The sequence below is a fragment of the Stutzerimonas stutzeri genome, from assembly GCF_024448895.1.
Classification (GTDB): Bacteria; Pseudomonadota; Gammaproteobacteria; order Pseudomonadales; family Pseudomonadaceae; genus Stutzerimonas; species Stutzerimonas stutzeri_Q.
In genome coordinates, this window is the sequence record NZ_JAMOIC010000006.1 from 1 (window position 1) to 18,790 (window position 18,790).

Annotated in this window: 11 protein-coding genes and 1 pseudogene; 5 read left to right on the top strand and 7 right to left on the bottom strand. The window is 56.2% G+C overall.

Annotation, left to right across the window (positions count from 1 at the left end; genetic code table 11):
• The first annotated feature begins 26 nt into the window (after positions 1–26).
• A complete protein-coding gene (locus NA619_RS08855; RefSeq protein WP_255961497.1) occupies positions 27–3,263 on the top strand; it encodes an SIR2 family protein in 3,237 nt (1,078 codons plus the stop codon).
• A gap of 200 nt (positions 3,264–3,463) precedes the next feature.
• Here the strand turns inward: NA619_RS08855 and NA619_RS08860 are convergent, their stop codons facing one another.
• Positions 3,464–4,213, bottom strand: a complete 750-nt coding sequence (locus tag NA619_RS08860; RefSeq protein ID WP_255961498.1) for a hypothetical protein — start codon at positions 4,211–4,213, stop codon at positions 3,464–3,466.
• 352 nt (positions 4,214–4,565) lie between these two features.
• Positions 4,566–5,547, bottom strand: a pseudogene (locus NA619_RS08865) (IS5 family transposase).
• 287 nt (positions 5,548–5,834) lie between these two features.
• Between NA619_RS08865 and NA619_RS08870 the strand changes: the two are divergent.
• Positions 5,835–7,970, top strand: a complete 2,136-nt coding sequence (locus tag NA619_RS08870) for a CHAT domain-containing protein (protein ID WP_255961499.1) — start codon at positions 5,835–5,837, stop codon at positions 7,968–7,970.
• Between the two features lie 81 nt (positions 7,971–8,051).
• On the opposite strand, the gene NA619_RS08875 is transcribed toward NA619_RS08870, so the two are convergent.
• Complete coding sequence (locus tag NA619_RS08875; RefSeq protein ID WP_255961500.1) at positions 8,052–9,050, bottom strand: DUF4238 domain-containing protein; 999 nt, start codon at positions 9,048–9,050, stop codon at positions 8,052–8,054.
• A gap of 809 nt (positions 9,051–9,859) precedes the next feature.
• Here NA619_RS08875 and NA619_RS08880 point away from each other — a divergent pair.
• The gene (locus tag NA619_RS08880) at positions 9,860–10,039 is read left to right on the top strand and encodes a hypothetical protein (protein ID WP_255961501.1); all 180 of its coding nucleotides are present in this window, start codon (positions 9,860–9,862) and stop codon (positions 10,037–10,039) included.
• 107 nt (positions 10,040–10,146) lie between these two features.
• On the opposite strand, the gene NA619_RS08885 is transcribed toward NA619_RS08880, so the two are convergent.
• Entirely contained in the window at positions 10,147–10,614 is a 468-nt protein-coding gene (locus NA619_RS08885; protein WP_255961502.1) for a DUF6998 domain-containing protein, read from the bottom strand.
• 178 nt (positions 10,615–10,792) lie between these two features.
• On the bottom strand, positions 10,793–11,470 hold the full coding sequence (locus NA619_RS08890; RefSeq protein ID WP_255961503.1) for a DUF5710 domain-containing protein: 678 nt from the start codon (positions 11,468–11,470) through the stop codon (positions 10,793–10,795).
• Positions 11,471–11,815: 345 nt separating this feature from the next.
• Here NA619_RS08890 and NA619_RS08895 point away from each other — a divergent pair, with 345 nt between their 5' ends.
• Positions 11,816–13,972, top strand: coding sequence for a PQQ-dependent dehydrogenase, methanol/ethanol family (locus NA619_RS08895; protein WP_255961504.1), 2,157 nt, complete (start codon positions 11,816–11,818; stop codon positions 13,970–13,972).
• Positions 13,973–13,988: 16 nt separating this feature from the next.
• Positions 13,989–15,425 (top strand): aldehyde dehydrogenase, encoded by a 1,437-nt coding sequence (aldA, locus tag NA619_RS08900; RefSeq protein WP_255961505.1) that lies wholly within the window; start codon positions 13,989–13,991, stop codon positions 15,423–15,425.
• 99 nt (positions 15,426–15,524) lie between these two features.
• On the opposite strand, the gene NA619_RS08905 is transcribed toward aldA, so the two are convergent.
• Both NA619_RS08905 and NA619_RS08910 read right to left on the bottom strand, forming a co-directional pair.
• Positions 15,525–17,438 carry a sigma-54-dependent Fis family transcriptional regulator gene (locus NA619_RS08905; protein WP_255961506.1) on the bottom strand — a complete coding sequence of 638 codons (1,914 nt, stop codon included), beginning with the start codon at positions 17,436–17,438 and terminating at the stop codon, positions 15,525–15,527.
• Positions 17,439–17,719: 281 nt separating this feature from the next.
• Positions 17,720–18,691, bottom strand: a complete 972-nt coding sequence (locus NA619_RS08910) for a GlxA family transcriptional regulator (RefSeq protein ID WP_255961507.1) — start codon at positions 18,689–18,691, stop codon at positions 17,720–17,722.
• Positions 18,692–18,790: the final 99 nt, after the last annotated feature.

Genomic DNA, 18,790 nt, shown 5'->3' on the forward strand with positions numbered 1-18,790 from the left:
AGTCACTGCTGGAAAACGTCTTCTGCTTGATTGGTTTTTCTGGTGACGATCCAAATTTTCTCCACTGGTTAGGCTGGGTTCGCGACATGCTGAACAAGCATGCGCTGCCGGTCTACCTATTCTTAGGAGAGGAACCGACCCTCGGTGAGCGTAAGTTGTATGAAGCCCGAGGCGTAGTTCCAGTTCTCCTCCCTATCGGCGCGAATGGCGATAGGAAAGATTATCAGACACGCTACTGGAAGCTTTTCAAGGATTTGGAAACTCCACTCTCCGACTCACCGCTCGACTGGGGAGATTATCCTTTGCTTCATTCTCTCCAGCAGGGCGACTCGACAAATAAAGAATTGTCCTGGTTCCTTTGCCAACTGCCTGCCCTAACTGACTACCGGAGCACATACCCCGGTTGGTTAGTTGCCCCAAGCAACATCCGGAATAGATTCCGTGCTGTCGCTAATTGGCTGGAATCATTTTTGCACCAAGCTCTGCGCCGCGAACAAATAGCGGCCTTACCCCCTCAAACAGTTTTTACGATCATTGAACTGTACTGTTGGGTTCAGCAGGTAGTGCTTGCACCGCTGGACGATAACCTTGCAGCGATCGGTCGCGATGCAGTATTAGCGCAAAACTCACACGCAATTGAGAATCTTCCAGAGGAAACGTCTCGTTTTTTGAAAAATATGGGCATTTCGGATGCGAGTTGCTTGCGAAAGACGTGGAAGCAAGCAGCTATTGCGCTCTTGGCGTGGGCACGACAGTCGCACCGGGCTGTGCCGTACAACGAACTCAGGGAAAAACTCCAGCAGGTGGCGAAGCAAGACCCGGTTATTCAAGACCGACTTGTCTACGAAGATGTCCTGCGCCACCTTCAAAACGCAGACCGTGTTTCTGCACTGGAAAGTGTCACGAAGTGGCGGCCAAAAAGCTCCGACACTTTCATTCAGGTACTCAAGGCATCACTGCTCGCGGAAGTCGGAGATCCATCGTCGGCTATTTCACTTTACGAGCAAGCCATTTTGTCTCTTCGGCGCCAGCAGCGCTCACGCCCCGACGATCCGGAACTCATATCGAAAGAAGCTTGGGCTTGCTTGATTGCAAGTCTCATTCAACGTGCCGTGGAATTTTCCGAAACATTACAAACGGCGTCGCGAGGGGTAGTGCAGGACGAAGGATATGAGGAGGAGCGTGAGCAACATGCCAAGGAGGACTTCAATGACCGCGTCAACGCTCTGGGTGCTAGAGGTTACTCTGCCCGAGAAGAGCTCAAGATATTAATGGCAGCGCTAAACGCTGAAGCTGAGATTCCGAGTTCGAATAGGCAGCGAGTAACGCACTTCGACCTAGGCTCTACCTCTATAACCACCCGACATGGCTCCCCATCGGACCTCCGCGAGAAAATCTCAGCCAGCTTCGCATGGCTGGAGCTCATTGAGCGGATCGGGTTGATGCCATACACACGGAACGGGAATTTCTACGCGAAGGAAATGCTGCAAGCTGCTTGGTGGGCACGCTTCGCTGACAGACCTGAACGCTCTACGGGGCTATTACTGCGAGCTAATCAAAAAGACGCCCTTAAGCCTCGCGACATTGCCCTACCCCCGCATCGGACGGGATGGCTCAATCGTTATGAAATAGCCCTGCTTAGCGAAGATACTGCTAAAGATCTCGTGCAAGAGCTGATTCGACTCATCACAGCTGAGTTCAATGGACGGCAACAAGCGTCTGGAACTAGCGGCCGAACAGAATTCCTCATCGAAGTGTTCGGGCGTCTCGTTATCCGCATAGGAGATGAGTCGCTTCTTTTGCACTTGGCACAACAGCTAATTAGTCTACATAGCACTGCATCCTTCCAATCTACGCCATCTATGTGGAAGCCAACATGCCAGGCTCTTTCTAGAACACTGGAGTCGATGTCCAATAGAGCTCAGTCCCGCACGCTATTTCTAGTTTTTCAACTTCCAGTGGCACCTTCGATTGGGATTAACGATTACCATCTAGAGGATTGGTTCAACGTACTTGAACTCACAAGGCACTTCTCGGCGGACGGAGAAAGGGACACCTCGCTTGATTGGCGCCTAATTGCCCGAGACCTCATATTCAAACTGAGGGCACCAAGAAGCAGTGAGCCCTCCTGGTTAGTTTGGCGTCGCTTGGAGGAACTGCGCCAGGTTGGTTTGCTTACACCAGAGGAGACGCAAGAGGTGGGCGACTTGCTTTGGGGAACTGTAGAGCCTGGACAATGGCCGGTGATTCCTAACTCTAGGGCTGCCCTCACGTTGAACTGGCCGGTGCCGTCTGGTGACGCCGCTTCTCAGTTTCTTGACAAACTACTGAACAACACACTTAGACCGTTCGGTAGCGGATACATGCAGCTGAGCCCCGCGCATGGGCGACGTAGTTACAGCATTGGCGGAGCAAGCCTTCAACTATCAGAAATATGGTTCGCATTAATGCGTAGCAAGCCATCGACTGCCCAAATTTCTAAGCTCCTTGATGTAGTCGAGGAGTGGATCAGCGTAGATCAAGATGATCTTTTGAATGATCTCAATGCCAGTGATGACCTTCGAGACTCCGTGGGACTAATCATCGACTATCTAGACGAGATTCTGGCTCATTGCGTTCATCTCTGCTCTCTAAAAAAGAAGGACCGTCAGATTGCAAAGATAAGGACGCGAGTGCTCACACTTGATGAAAAGCTGAAGAAATTTTCCTTTGAACGGATGAAACTTCATTTCTCCCTCATGAGCAGTGGAGATAGGACTGAGGGAGAGTTGGACGATCTGCTGAGAAATATCGTCTGCAATATCAATTCTGACTGCACAAGAACTTCAGGCCAAGCTGTAAGAGTTGCGGCCACCCTCTTGATGGACTCGAGCGAGAACTTTCAGGAACGCTTCCAGCCCATTTTTGATGCAATGGTAGCGAGCGTATACGCACGTCGCATGCCTTCATTGCCCAAAGCACTGGATATATTGGCAAGTTTGCGACAAGAAAATTGGAATCAACGGCTGGATAGCCGCTCTCTACTGTTTCTTGATGTCGCTCTAGATGACTTGGCAATTCAGCTAGCCTATGGCTCAACCTCACGGGATCCATCAATCCCTGAGGAGTTAGTACCTCTGCTGCGGTATAAAACCGTTCAACTCGCGTACTCGATCATTGAAACCGCCGGTGCTGAGTCGGACGGAGCGATGCTGTGGCTGAAGCACGCACCTGATGATCCACTGCCAGAGTTACGCTTAGGTCGGTATAAGGTTTCCAAGTAGCCCAACCTTAAGTGACTCGCGGAGCGATACTGCTCAAACGGGCCTAACGGGTTCAACGATTGGACAATAGGGGGCGTGCATAACTAAGGGGGCGGAGTGGTTTATTTTTAACCACTCCGCCCCCTTTAGTTACGCTTCACTGCGGGAATCTCCATAAATAGTGGCGCAGATAATATTTATTCCTTGAACATTGACTTGAGCTAATCATCGCTAGGCCCGCGCATGGCAGTTTCAAATAACTTGAGGTCTTCGTCTGAGGGGACGATCATTGCCGGTATCGCTCGAATCCCATCCGCAATGTCTCTGCGGCTCAGATTGCAGATGATCACCTGGCCGCTGTTGATCTGGTATTCCAAGGAGCCACACCAGCGATTCATGTACCCAACGGTAGGTGTCAGGACAGCAGCGCTGGGACGCTTTCTCATCTGATGCTTTGCTAGCGACATCCGCAGGATCTCCATCTGAGTGAACAGCATTTGAGTACGCTTTAGGTCATCCCTCATCGTCTCGACGAACTCTGGATTCTCGATGAGTAGGGTAATTTCATCGATGCGTCTTTGGATCGTGTAGTTCTCGTAGCCTATGGGCTTCTGCTGCTCCTTCAGCTTTAGCGGAAGGCCGCCGTTGTCTGCTGCTTTGAGGTACTTACTTATTTTCTCACGCCATGTACGCATCAGCTCGTAAGCAGAGAAAATCCACATCTGTGACTGCGCAGATAGGAACATCGGCTGGTAAGGCGTATTTGTCTCATCGAATTTACTACGAAGGTATCCGTACTCAAGATCCATGATGAACTCATCCACAATCGTGAGATTCATCGCTTGGTTGCTGAAGTCGAGATTGTTTGCGAAGAACACCAGGCTGTTTAGGGCTGAGTAAATCGCCATTTGACCAATATCTTCAGGGTTCTGGTAAGGAATTTCTTCGTCGTACTCTTCGTAGTCATCCATGGTTTAAGCCCCGATCCCAAGTGTTAGCAGTAAGGTAGCTTGGATAAGAATTGGCGGAAACCGCTCTGCGGTTTTTCACCCTGCGCAAACTTTGGAGCTGTGTAGAGTGAACAACTTTTACTTGTCCACCAGCCTGCGACCGGCCGCTCCTGGCCGATAGCCGCCGGTTACAACGGACAGCTGTCGGCCACAGCGGACGCTCCTAGGGATGGTCTGAAGTAGCCCTGCATTTCCGGCCCAATTCTACCCTTGCCGATTTTTAAAGCGGCGACTTGCCGAAAATTGATCAAGCCATCCGTTCATCTCTGTGTTTTTTGCCGCCGCGAGCACCTCGCGGTAGCCTTTTCCCACATTACAGGCGCACCTCTCCTGCATTCGTCAGTAAATGTCGGCGTGCCATCCATAGGTTCGACAACGCAAGATAGTGTCACCAGTTGCGCCGTGTTCTTTGCCAGACCCCGGAAGCGCGTCTTCATATAGCCGAACTGGCGCTTGATCACTCGGAACGGGTGCTCGACCTTGGCGCGCGCTTGGGCCTTGGCCTTTTCGATGTTGCGCTTGGCCTTGTACAACACGCTGCGCTTATCGAGTTTCTTGTATGTGCTACGACGGGCGGCGATCTGCCAGATCACCTCGCGGCCTTCATGCTCAAGACGTTTCTCAACGCCGGTGTACCCCGCGTCGGCACCTACCATGTTCTCTTCGCCGTGCAGCAGTTTGTCGACCTGCGTGACATCCGCCACGTTGGCGGCCGTGCCCACCACGCTGTGCACTAAGCCCGACTCGTCATCAACGCCGATATGCGCCTTCATACCGAAGTAATACTGGTTGCCCTTCTTGGTCTGGTGCATCTCCGGGTCGCGCTTGCCGTTCTTGTTCTTGGTCGAACTTGGCGCGTTGATAAGCGTGGCATCGACGATGGTGCCTTGACGCAGCGACAGGCCCCGGTCACCCAAATAACCATTGATGACGGCCAAGATGCCAGCAGCCAGCTCATGCCTCTCCAGCAGCCGACGGAAGTTAAGGATCGTGGTTTCGTCGGGGATACGCTCCAGACTCAGCCCGGCAAACTGACGCAGGATAGTGGTCTCGTAAAGCGCTTCTTCCATCGCCGGATCGCTGTAGCCGAACCAGTTCTGCATCAGGTGCACGCGCAGCATCGCCATCAATGGGTACGCCGGACGACCGCCTTCGCCCTTCGGGTAATGAGGCTCGATCAGGGCAATCAAACCCTTCCACGGCACCACCCGATCCATCTCAAGCAAGAACAGTTCTTTGCGGGTCTGCTTGCGCTTGCCGGCGTACTCGGCATCGGCGAAGGTCATCTGCTTCATCGGAAAACTCGGCGGGGTGGAGTTCGGGCATTCTGCCAAAATCAGCAAGTCTTCTTCAGAGTTTCCCTAGCCGCTTAGGGCCTGTCACTACAAGCTGAACACGGCCAGGAGCGGCCTTTCTCTATTTCCCGAAAAATGGCTGTGGTTGCGAAACCTGCGGCTGAAATATCTTTCATGATGAGCCATTCTGTGTGGTAACAGTTGCCAGCCTAAGTGAAATAGCTTGAACTGACAGTCATTGTATTAACGCAAACCTAAACTGTTTTTCAGATAATAGTCGGAATATCATGGCTCAAATTTCTTATGTCCTAATAGCTCCTATCGATGAAGATGAAGATGAAGACACTATTTTTCAAGGATGGCAACGCGGCGTGGCCTCTGAGGATTTTATTCCGCTCCTAGTAAGCGCTGCTCTTGCGCCAATAGATTCTGCGGAGATTTTCTTGTCTCAAGATGATCTAATTTCATACCGTACTAGCGGTGTGTTCAAAAACATAATTACTATTGGATCCCACTTAATAGATGCAATAGCAGAATTAACTACTGGCGACTTTATTATAATAATCACGCCATCCGAATATCTTGACAAGATAATGACGCTAGATATTTCAAAGGAAAAATCTGTACTCGTGGCAGCGCCTAGCGAGTCCCCGGGTGTAATCAATCTTTCTAAAGTACATTCTTCTGACTTGATTTATGCGTTTGACAAGGCAATACATGAAGAGCTCATAAAAATCTCGCGCGACTCTGGTAGCCAGCAAGATATACCAGCACAAACTCGTGCTAAATATACACGCTCCGCAAATTGCCCCTATTATGGCTCCGGGGCCACCCTGGCAAATGAGATTCTGCATCTGTCGCTTGGGTTCAAATTCACAACCCATGACAGAATCCCGCCAGATCAAATTAACGAATTTTACAGCGCAATAAAATGCGGCGTTGAGTCGATAATTGGACTGATCCCCAAGAAGGGTGCTGGCGAGGCAATTGTTTATAGCCCGTCGATTATGGGGCTTTATTATAATACGAACTCAATTTTCTGGAATCAGCTATTCAGGCAGGTCAGAGCTCCGTGGCAAAGGGAGTTTGTAAGAAATGGTCTTATCAAGAACCCTGGATACTCTGGCATCTCTATATCATCAGATATGGGTAAACTTGAAAATCCCTACGACCTGCCATATATAGGTGAGATACTTAGAGAAAGGCAGCTGGAGCTAGCTGCTACAAATTATTCAATTGGGCTGCTTGGCACCAATGAGTGTATTCCGGCTATTCGATTGCCTAACGCAGTAAATCTGCACCAGGCAAAGCTAAAGGACTTAGAGTTCACTCACAAGAGAACAGACCCCAAGTCGCTTCGCCAGCTGCAATTGAAGTTTAAGTCGCTTTCCGACGAGATTAAATCCAATATCAGTGACCAGCTCACCGATTTGATAGTGACTAATTTTGATAGCTGTAAGATTTGTAGCGATGCCCCGTTAGAGTGGGTGTATTTGGGGAACTTGCCATTGATGATAAGTCATGAGGTAAGTAAGATTCCCATGACTCCGGGGAATATGCTTCTTCAATTCGCCGCCCTTGGCGCACCTATAACATTGCCAGCCCAAGACCTTCACAATGTGCTTGTGATTCGCTCATTTACAAACCACGATAAAATTAGAAAGTTTCTTGAGGTTGCCATCGATTGCTTTCCGTTAGAAAACGGTACCAGCGTCCAATTCGTCGATGTTAGTTCCATAGCTGAAGTCATTGCGGCCCTAAACAGTTTTAAGGGTTCTATAGTCATCTTCGACTGTCACGGCGACCACGGCGGACTTACGCAGCCAGGTTGGCTTCAAATCGGGAAGGAAAAATTGGATAGCTGGAAACTGTTCAACCAGGCCCGTGTGCCGCCTATTGTCATGCTTAGCGCTTGCTCGACTTCCGCTGTTGGGGGATCTCATGCTTCAGTGGCCAACGGCTTTTTACGCTCAGGAGCTTTAAGCGTAATCGGAACAATGCTACCAGTTGATGCCGTCAAATCATCAGCATTTATTGCTAGAATTATATTTAGAGTGGATGCCTTTCTACCGGCAATACATAAGCTGGGCTACAATCTGATATCTTGGCGCACACTCATATCACTGTTTTTTCGAATGTCGTATGCAACTGATGTGCTGCATCAATTTAGGGATGTGGAGCGCATCATCACGCCTGAACAGTATGCTGAGATTCACTCTGATGCGAATCAGCATATAAACCTACTTAACCCTTCTTGGTATGAGATTATGCTGGAGCAAGTGTCCGAAGCTTCTGGACTGATGGTTCCAGAGGTTCTCTCCATGATAAAAGACAATAAGCCATTCTTAGAAACAATGCTCTATTGTCAGCTAGGGCGCCCAGAACTTCTGAATATATTTCTAGGCGGCGAAGAGCGAGCGTAGTCATTATATCGTGCATATAGGCTTCGGCGTCAGCGTGGACTGCTCGTTTTTGATCCCGCAACCAGGCAATTCAGCCGGGTTTTACGATGTGCTGACATCGGGTCGGGATCTGCGGTAGCGCTGCCCGATGAACTGCTTGTATGGGCGAATAGCGTCTACAGAATCGCCGATAATATGCACCATAGCTTGAGCGGCGAGCTTGGTATTGAATTCAACGACGATTGCCTCGTCGACTAGATTCTTACCCTGGCTAAACCGCGTCGAATCGCAAATCGCGTATGCGATTCGAGGTGAAATGGGGTAATGAAAGTCGGCGTATTCGGGTGCTATTAACTCGGTTTCCGACACGCGTGCATGGACATTCACGACAGGCTGATCGCTGGTGATGAAAGGCAGCTTGGTATCGTTTATCAAAAGGGCATGTTTAGCAGTGTGGCGGCCGGCGTAAAGGTCGAAACCAATGTTCATCCCAAATACGTAGCTCAGAAACCACCATGCCTGGGCCATCGCGTCTCCTCGGTCGATCTCCATTGTGCTGTTTCGAGAAAGCGCCTGAATGGCACTGTCGCGAAACGTTTTAGTACGGGTTATCTGTTGGCCCAAGAAAGCCATGAAGTTAATCATGTGCTCCTTCTTTTCGAGAATGTCGAAATTTTCTTTGGCCAAGGCGGCCAGTACAGGGAGCGCGTCTTTTTCATGGGAGGCGTGAAGATTTTCCAGTAGGTTGTTCTTCAGTACATCAAGTTGCCGCTCGATCTCACGATCCTGGATACCTGATTGTCGGTACATTGCCTCTCCTGCTTGAGCCGACAGGAACTCTGCGAGGTAGGCTCGATGCTCCTCACGCAGACCCTTGCAGCTTTGTCTGATTACGGACTCAATGACTTGAATATGCTGACGACTAAGGAAGGTCGTCGTATAGAAGTAGTCGTCTATGACCAAGCCGCGCACGCTGTCGTGCGCAAAATTCCCGAGTTTCGTCGTGTAGGAGACATTATTCGTCCCGTTCCCCCAGCGAGTCAGGTAGTTTGCCCACACATAATGGTGACGTTTCTTCACTTCTAGACGCTTGCTGGGCATGGCGTGAGTCCCGACTGATGCTGGCCCAAGAGAGGCAGCGCACTGCCAGTCTGACATATCGATGTGTGCCTCAGCGGCTCCATGTGCAACGGGAAAAATACGATTTGGGCTGAAGCTTTGGCGTCTAAGCGAGAGAGCAAAATCTGATCGAGCGACCTGAACATCACCAAGGGGTGAACCGCTAACTGGTACAAAAACGTATTTAAGTAAGTGTCGACAAGTGAGTTGCGAAAGGAGCATCAAAGGATTGCTTCTGGCTTGGCCCAATGACTCCTATTGGCCGAGAGCGGCCTTTCGAATTCGCCCTCAACAAGATTCACCAAGCCTCCTCTCAACTACGCCCCAGCATGTTTGCCCTTCACTAACCCCCGCGCTAGACTGCGCCGGTCGTGGTAAATCCCGCGACCGGGTGTGACAACCTGAAACCGTTCGAGGGCGCGGCAGCGCCATAAATGTCCGGCCGGCACTTCACTGTGTCTGGTTCCGGCATTCTATGGTGGGCCGTGCGGGGCAGGCTTCGGCCTGGCCGGTTCCCTCGGACGCCGGTTTGTCACCCCCGTGCGGTCCACCTCCATTCCGCGTGACAACGGGTGGTTGTGGCTCCTTAACCAGTTCGAGGAGCATAAGCAGAATGCGCTATCCCCTTTTTACGCCCGCGCTCCACCTTGATTCCTCAGCTCTGATTGATGTCGCCTCTTCGGAGGTGTGCCATGGCTGATCTTGAATCCAGGCTTCTCCCCTTCCCTCACCGTCCGAGAGCGCCTTCGGCGCCGTCATTATCTGTGTGTTCGTCTGCACGACAGCCCGTATTGGCTGAGGCCGAACTGCGTGCCGACATCGTCAAGGATCTGCTGCAGCAGATTGGCGGGCCTGACGGGTTCTATCCCCAGGACGTGCGGCTGAAGATGACGCTGTATGCCGCCGAAGCGCTGCTCGACGAAATGGTCGTGCTGTATCGACGAGCTGTTTCTGGCATGGCTACAGGCTAGGCTAGGTCGCGGGCCGTTCCTTTGGGGCGGCTCGCCTCCTTTCATAGCGTTAGTTGGAGCGTCCTAATCGGTTCGCTGAGCCCGTGCGTCATCGTGGCGGATCAGTGTTAGCCGCTCTTGATTTGGCCGTCACTGTTTTTTATCCAACGGACAGTGCTGATGGCTTTGAATTGACTGATCCCAACCGAACCGCGCTCGTTTCGGGCCTTTGATCCAGGCTTGGTCAGTAATGCTTCGACAGCAACGCGTTCGGCTTCGTACATCACAAGGGCATTCAGATCCATATCCAATAAGACCAGCAGTACGGTATCGAACGGCTGCCTGAGGTCGATCTTTCCAACCCGTCCTGTTACGAGCTTCGGATCAGCGATGCATCGTCCTTTGATCTGTACCCGAACGAGCTTCCCCTCTCGCATCTCGGTTGCGTCATACCCAGCGGTTCGGGCCGCGTGCAGATCCAGACCAAGAATCGCCGCTGCCACAAATTCTGCAACTTCCCCCGTAATGCCCAGCGGCTTGCCGGTTAGCTGGCGGTAACGCACCGCAAGGACTTTGGCCTGGCGCAGCAGCTCCACGACCTCTTGGTTGTCACCGCTAGCGTCCTCTATTGCATGGCTCATGTCGCACGTCCTTGTTCGAATGGGTGAACGCTTTCGGTCTGCTTAGCTGCTTAGCTTGGGGGATCGAAGTGGCTATCAGCTGTTGTTGTTGGGATAGTCGTATGGCGAAGCCCGGTGTTGAAGTAGGGGTCTGTTATTCACCGCTTTTGCGTTGCATGAACTCGAAGAAATCATCCGATGCGTAGCCCATGCTGCCGTTGGCCTCGAACGGTGCGTCGACCTTGTGCAGGACCATGGTGCTAGCTTCGGCAGGTGACGTTGGGAAAAACGCACCACCCGGCTCTGAATGCATATAGAAGTCGCCGAGCTTCGCCCCGCAGTGCTCGCAATGATTCATGAAGTAGGTTTCGCCAGCCTGCTGGCTATAGGCAGGCTTGTAGCGGCTTGTATGGGTTCGAAGCTGCGCTACTACCGAGAGAGACAAGCCATAGACGTTAGACACCTTTCCCCTTTCACCGTAGCGCTCCCAATAACCGCGCGGGCTGCCTAGGGTGAACCCCTCGTCCTCCTCGTCTGCGTATTCGAACTGCTCGTGCCCCTCGGGCAACATAAATGCATGCACACGCGTTGAGCTGCCGCATTTCCAACAATCGGATTTCGACTCGACAACAAAGTAATAAGGCGACCGTATGGGGTATTCAGGCTCGGGTTCGAGATCCGACTCGTGGTGCTGGGGAAGCCATCTCGCCAATGGTGCTAAATCTCTACCGTCGGGGACGTACCAGGCTTTCGCCTGCGGATCCCAGCGGGCGCCGAGTGCTTTCGCCTCGTCTTTTTCAGAAAACGGAACGTTTAGGTCAACGCGAGCCAAACGGGATCTCCTTGAGAATCAATAGCCCCCAGGGCCGGCAATGGGTTTGTTCTAGCTGAGGATAGCAGTCGCCCTGTTCCGCTAGTCCGCTCTGAATCGTCCCCTCGGCATAAGCTGTGTTTGCGCGGCGTGCGGCGCTTCCCTCTGTCGCAGAGACGCGACAGTTGTCGCAGCTGTGCGACGGTCCGGTTGCGACAGAGCGCTTTAGCTGTGGGGGTATGGGATTGCGCCAGGCCTCGCCATGCCTGGCTTTGCGGCCTTATTTGAATGGCTGGCACAGCGGTTGCTCTCTCTGAAAGACCTGCCCCACGGGGCGGCCAGACCAATAACAAGAGAGAGCCTTCGATGAATCAATTCGATCCCTGTTCGGGCCGACGGCCCACCGCCCTGCTTGGCGCCAGCCTTGCCGCCCTGCTGTCCCTGCCGCTGCACGCCGCCGATGTAGACGGCAAGCGCATTGCCAATGCCGACGCTGAACCCGGCAACTGGATGAGTCACGGTCGTGACTACGGCGAGCAGCGCTACAGCCCGCTGAAGAAGATCACCGACGGCAACGTCGACGAGCTCGGCCTGGCCTGGAGCTACAAGCTCGACATCGACCGCGGCGTGGAAGCCACGCCCATCGTGGTCGACGGCGTCATGTACACCACCGGCCCCTTCTCCATCGTCTATGCGCTCGACGCCCGCACCGGCAAGGAAATCTGGAAATACGACCCTCAATCCGACCGCTCCCGCGCCGGTGAGGCCTGCTGCGATGCAATCAACCGCGGCGTCGCCGTGTGGAAAGGCAAGGTCTATGTCGGCGTGCTCGACGGCCGCCTGGAAGCCATCGATGCCAAGACCGGCGAGCGTGTCTGGTCGGTCGATACCCGCTACGACAAGGAGCGCAGCTACTCCATCACCGGGGCCCCGCGAGTGGTCAATGGCAAGGTGGTAATCGGCAACGGCGGCGCCGAGTTCGGTGTGCGCGGCTACGTCACCGCCTACGATGCCGAGACCGGTGATCAGGCCTGGCGCTTCTTCACCGTGCCCGGCGATCCGGACAAGCCCGCCGAAGGCAAGGGCATGGAGATCGCCAAGAAGACCTGGCACGGCCGCGCCTTTGTCGAACAAGGCGGCGGCGGTACCGCCTGGGATTCCTTTGCCTACGACCCGGAGCTGAATCTTCTGTATATCGGCGTCGGCAACGGCTCGCTGTGGGACCCGATCTGGCGCAGCGAGGGCAAGGGCGACAACCTCTTCCTCTCCTCCATCGTCGCGGTCAACGCCGACACGGGCGAATACGTCTGGCACTACCAGACAACCCCGGGCGATGCCTGGGACTACACCGCCACGCAGCACATGATCCTGGCTGACCTGGAGATCAAGGGTAAGCAGCGCAAGGTGCTGATGCAGGCGCCAAAGAACGGCTTCTTCTATGTCATTGACCGCGCCACCGGCGAGCTCCTGTCAGCCGAGAATATCGTGCCGATCAACTGGGCCAAGGGTGTGGATCTGAAGACAGGCCGCCCGATCGTCGACGACGAAGCCGCCGCTTATTGGAAGGGTGAGAAAAAGGCCAAGCTGGTCCAGCCGGGCTTCTGGGGTGCGCACGACTGGCACCCCATGTCCTACAGCCCAGATACTGGCCTCGTCTACATCCCGGCACACATCATGTCCGCCTGGTACGAGCACGTGCCGGATGCGCCGGCGCGCAACAAGTTCAAGAGCATGTACCAGCTGGGCCTGAAGACCGGGATGATGCCGGAGGACCCCGAAGGCCTCGGCAAGTACGCCGACACCTGGTCCGGCAAGCTGATTGCCTGGGACCCAGTCAAGCAGCAACAGGCCTGGGAAGTGCCCTACGTCACCATCTTCAACGGCGGCACCCTGAGCACCGCTGGGAATCTCGTGTTCGAGGGCAGCGCCGACGGCCGTGTCATTGCCTATGCCGCCGACACCGGCAAGAAGCTCTGGGAGCAGCCCGCTGCGAGCGGTGTCATGGCTGCCCCCATCACCTACAGCGTGGACGGTGAGCAGTACGTGACCTTCATGGCTGGCTGGGGCGGTGCCTTCTCGACCTTTGCCGGCGCTCTGTCGCTGCGCGCCGGTGTGCAGCCCTATGCACAGGTGCTGACCTACAAGCTCGGCGGTACGGCCGAACTGCAGGAACCCGCGCCGCGTGAGGATGCGCCCAAGCCACCGCCTTTGACCGCCGATGCGGCGACGGTCGAGGCCGGCGCCAAGCTCTATGACGGCTACTGCTCGCAGTGCCACGGCATCCACGCCGTCAGCGGTGGCGTGCTGCCGGACCTGCGCATGCTCTCGCCGGAAACCCACAAGCAGTTCCTCGGCATCCTCCACGGCGCACGCATCCCCGACGGCATGCCCTCCTTTGGCGAGGCGTTCGATCAGGAGCAGATGGAGCAGATCCACCAGTACCTCATCAAGCGTGCCCACGACCGCATCGAGCACGGCCCGGACGACCTGCCGCAGCCCACCCCGAAAACGGCCAGCAACTGACCCTCAGGAGACCGACATGACTGATCCAATCACCTACCAGAACTACATCGACGGCGCCTTCGTTGCCTGCGACAACCACATCGAGGTGCGCAATCCGGCCACCGGTGCGGTGCTTTCGCGCGTGCCCGAATCCGACGCCGCCACCGCTGAACGCGCCATAACCGCTGCCCGCGCCGCGCAGAAAGGCTGGAGCCAGAAGCCCGCCATCGAGCGCGCCGGCCACCTGCGCGCCATCGCCAGCAAGATCCGCCAGAACGCCGAGCGTCTCGCCCGCGTCATCACCGAGGAAGGCGGCAAAATCCAGAGCCTGGCGCTCGTGGAAGTCAACTTCACCGCCGACTACCTCGACTACATGGCCGAGTGGGCGCGGCGCATCGAGGGCGAAATCATCACCAGCGACCGCCCGGGCGAGAACATCTTCCTGTTCCGCAAGCCGCTGGGCGTGGTGGCCGGCATCCTCCCGTGGAACTTCCCCTTCTTCCTGATAGCCCGGAAGATGGCCCCGGCGTTAGTGACGGGCAACACCATCGTCATCAAGCCTAGCGAGGAGACGCCGAACAACTGCTTCGAATTCGCCAAGTTGGTAGCCGAGACCGACCTGCCCAAGGGCGTGTTCAATGTGGTCTGCGGCAGCGGTGCCGGCGTTGGTAGCGCGCTGACGACCAGCGACAAGATCGACATGATCAGCTTTACCGGCAGCGTCGGCACCGGCCAGCGGATCATGGCCGCTGCTGCTCAGAACGTTACCAAGCTCAACCTGGAGCTGGGCGGCAAGGCCCCGGCAATCGTAATGAACGATGCAGACCTGGACCTTGCGGTTACCGCCATTCGCGCGTCGCGAATCATCAACACCGGACAGGTCTGTAACTGCGCCGAGCGGGTCTACGTGCAGCGCGGCGTGGCCGAGCAGTTCATCGAGCGCATGGCCGGCGCCCTGGCCGAGACGCGCTATGGCGATCCCATCGCCCAGGCGGACGTTGAAATGGGCCCGCTGATCAACGAGGCCGGCCTGCGCAAGGTCGAGCAGATGGTACGGACCGCCCAAAGCCAGGGCGCGCAGCTGGTCACCGGCGGCGCCGTGGCGGACCTGGGCAAAGGCTTCCACTACCAGCCGACGCTGCTCGCCAACTGCTCGCACGACATGGAAATCATGCGCAAGGAAGTCTTCGGCCCGGTGCTGCCGGTGCAGATCATCGACGACCTGGACGAAGCCATCGCCCTGGCCAACGACTGTGAGTACGGCCTCACGTCCTCGATTTACACCCGTGATCTTTCCACCGCAATGAAGGCGGCCGCCGGTCTGGACTTCGGCGAGACCTACATCAACCGCGAGAACTTCGAGGCGATGCAAGGCTTCCACGCCGGAGTGCGCAAGTCAGGCATCGGCGGTGCGGACGGCAAGCATGGCCTGTACGAGTACACCCACACCCATGCGGTGTATCTGCAGAGCTGAGTGACTTGAGGTGACCAAGACCCCCGCCCCGGCGGGGTTCTTGTTATTAAGCCGAGCGAACGTCTGGTTTTAAGAAGATGCCGAGTTGCCTGCGAGACATCACGTGCGCAGCACGGCCAGGCCGTAACGGTGCAGTTTGCGATACAAGGTGGCGCGGTTGATGCCGAGCGAACGCGCGGCCGACGTGACGTTGCCGCCGTGGCGCTCAAGTGCCGATTGCAAGACGGCCGCTTCGGCAGCGTCTCGGGTCGTCTCAAGCGACTGCGCCACCGACGGCTGCTCGTTGGGCACCGACATGACCTCCGGCGGCAGGCAATCGAGATCGATCATTCCGTCGTCCGCCAACGCGACCGCACAGCGCAGCACGTTGATCAGCTGGCGCACGTTGCCGGGCCACCCGTAAGCGGTCAGATGCTCCGTCGCCTCGGCCGTCAGCTCTACATGTTCATCCCCAGCCTCACGTTGCAGAACGCGACGGATGAGCCCCACGCGATCCGCCCGGTCGCGCAACGCGGGCAGCCTGACCGTCAACCCGTTGAGTCGGTAGTAAAGATCCTCACGAAACTCGCCCGCGCCCACCATGGCTGGCAGGTCGCGGTGCGTCGCACACACCAGCTGCACGTTCAGAGACACCGGCGTTGCGCCGCCCAGCGGCACCAGTTCCCGCTCGGCCAGCACGCGCAACAACCGCGTCTGCAAATGCGCCGGCATATCGCCTATTTCGTCGAGGAACAGCGTCCCGCCATTGGCCTGTTCCAGCTTGCCCTTCATCCCCTGTCGGCTGGCCCCGGTAAAGGTACCGGCGCGATAGCCGAACAGCTCGCTCTCGATCAGCGACTCCGGAATCGCCGCGCAATTGAGCGCAACGAAGGGGCCCTTAGCGCGCACGCTGGCCTGATGGATCGCCCGCGCAAACGCTTCCTTGCCGGTGCCCGTTTCGCCCGTCAGCAACAGCGAAATGTCTCGATCAAGCACGCGTCGCAGCTTCTGGACGGAGCGCTGCAGGCCTGGGTCCTCCCCTGCCAAGTGCTCAAGCGTCGGCTCTGTCGGGGTGACGCTCAGGCCGCGCTCGTTCCTGGCGCGCCGCGCGGAGGCTGCCGGCATACGCAGCGTGACCTCCAGCGCCGGCCCGCCGGCCAGCCGCAGAGAAGCGCTACGCTGGCCACCGTGGGTCAGCGTGATCAGTTCATCCAGTGACACCGACAGGACATCCTGAACCGCCTCGCCCAGCAGTGCGCGGTCTTGGCCGGCTGCCACAAAAGCCGCACGGTTGGCTCCGAGAATCCGGCCAGTCACATCAAGCGCCACCAACCGCTCATTGCCCAGGTCCCCTGCATCGCCGCCCAGGGTCACCATGGCGCTACTGGCGTAGCGCTGGCGGAAACTGGCGTTTTCGATAAGTCGCGCGTACAGGCTCACCAGCTGAAGTGTCAGGTACTGCGCCTGCTTCGGCCCGCCGCTGTTCAGACACGAGGCGTTGAGGCATCCCATCAAGTCGCCCTGTGGGTCGAACAGTGGCGCGACTGAGCAACTCAGCATGGCGTTGCTGCTAAAGAAATGTTCGTCCCGATGGATGATCAGGGGTTGGCAGGCGGCCAGCCCCGTGCCGATGCCGTTGGTTCCCACCAGCGACTCGTCCCAGCAGCTACCGATCACCAGCCCCGAGTCCGCGTAGGGACTGTGTTGGCCGGGGAGCCTTGCGTCGAGCGTGATACCGCGACGATCGCTGAGCAACACCGCAAACCCCGCCGGGTTCAGACGGCGCGACAGCCCTTCCATGCCCTGGCTCGCAATGGCCAGAAACTCATGGTGCTCCTCTTGATGCAGCCGGATTTCCTGATGCTCAAGCTGAACGTGAGAAGCGGATTGAGCGGGATTGAGCCCATGTTCGTGGACGCTGCGATACCAGGATTCCGCAATCAGCCGATCCGGACTGGATGCTCGGCCGGCGAAATGGGTAGCGACGAATGCTGAGAGCTCGGTTGGAAGCTCTGATGGCGGACGCGCGATCATGCGGGACTCCAAACAAGGCGCCGAGTCGGGCCATGCATAATTGTTCGTATCGGCTTGTGGGAACAGCCAAAACCAAGCCTAGCACGGCCGTTCAACGACGGGCTGGCTCCAGCAATGCGTTCTTTAGCGTTGCTTGATCTGTCTTCTTAGGCCTGGCGAATACCGCTCGCACTCCGGGGCAACTGGCTAGATTCAGATTGCTTCGGGCAGCCTCTCGGCCACATGCGGATGATTTTTCCGCGAGCGGGACATGTGAGAGAGCCAGACATGGCAATTTTTCGTCAGCTCTTTGCACGCATCCCAAGGCAGAAATTCTTCCGATAGTCAGCTGGCGACGTACCGAGCTGAGCGCCGAAGTGTTGTCTCAATGACACAGGCGTTCCAAACCCTACTTCCCCGGCGATGCATTCAATGGGGAGTTCAGTCGTCTCCAGCAACGCCTGCGCTCTGGCAACACGTTCAGCACTTACCCACTTGGATACGGTTGTGCCGGTCGATTCCTTGAACCGGCGAGTAAAGGTGCGCCTGCTCATTTTCGCCATGCTTGCCAGGACGTCGAGTGACAGATCGTCAGCCAGATTCATGCGTGCCCATGCCAGCACGTCAGAGAAATGGGTCTCGCTGGATAACTGCGGCACCGGATGCTCCACGTACTGGGCCTGGCCTCCCTGCCTGTGTGGCGGCGTCACCAGCATCCTTGCGGTGCGATTCGCCACCTCGGCACCGAGGTGCTGGCGTACCAGGTGCAGGCAACAATCGATCGCCGCTACGGTTCCTGCCGACGTCACGATGTTGCCGGCACTGACATAGAGATCTTCCGGCCTATACCGAACCTTGGGAAAACGACGGGCAAACTCGCTTCGGGCGGCCCAATGCGTGGTGGCTTCCTTGTCGTCGAGCAGCCCCGCATCTGCGAGCACAAACGCGCCTAGACATAGCCCGACTATCAGCTTGCCTTGGGCGTCGGCGCGCTGGAGGGCTTTTATGAGCGGAGCAGATGCCTCGACCGACTGGTCGCCCCAGGCTGGAATGATGATCACATCGGATGTTTCCATCAGTTCCAGACCGGCGTTTACCGACAGCCCAATGCCCTGATCACAGCTCACCGCTCCGGGCCTTTCTGCGCAGTAATTGATCTCATAGCGAGGCTCGCCAGGTGCGGCTTGAGCTGTTCCCAGCACAACGCCTGGTACGGAGAGGTGGAAAAGACTTACGCCGTCGAAAGCGAGAACAGCAACGCGTATGGGCTGCATCGGGAGCCTTGGATTCATCTGGCCTTGGGGTTGATGGTGGCGCTCGGGGTGACGACTGCTTAACAGGCGAGCAGACCGCGGGAGCGAGACGTGGCCCGA

Excerpts from the sequence above, each read along its gene's own strand:
- NA619_RS08895 (WP_255961504.1), top strand. The coding sequence starts at position 11,816 with ATGAATCAATTCGATCCCTGTTCGGGCCGACGGCCCACCGCCCTGCTT.
- NA619_RS08870 (WP_255961499.1), top strand. The coding sequence starts at position 5,835 with ATGGCTCAAATTTCTTATGTCCTAATAGCTCCTATCGATGAAGATGAA.
- NA619_RS08905 (WP_255961506.1), bottom strand. The coding sequence starts at position 17,438 with ATGATCGCGCGTCCGCCATCAGAGCTTCCAACCGAGCTCTCAGCATTC.
- NA619_RS08910 (WP_255961507.1), bottom strand. The coding sequence starts at position 18,691 with ATGCAGCCCATACGCGTTGCTGTTCTCGCTTTCGACGGCGTAAGTCTT.
- NA619_RS08875 (WP_255961500.1), bottom strand. The coding sequence starts at position 9,050 with ATGCCCAGCAAGCGTCTAGAAGTGAAGAAACGTCACCATTATGTGTGG.
- aldA (WP_255961505.1), top strand. The coding sequence starts at position 13,989 with ATGACTGATCCAATCACCTACCAGAACTACATCGACGGCGCCTTCGTT.
- NA619_RS08860 (WP_255961498.1), bottom strand. The coding sequence starts at position 4,213 with ATGGATGACTACGAAGAGTACGACGAAGAAATTCCTTACCAGAACCCT.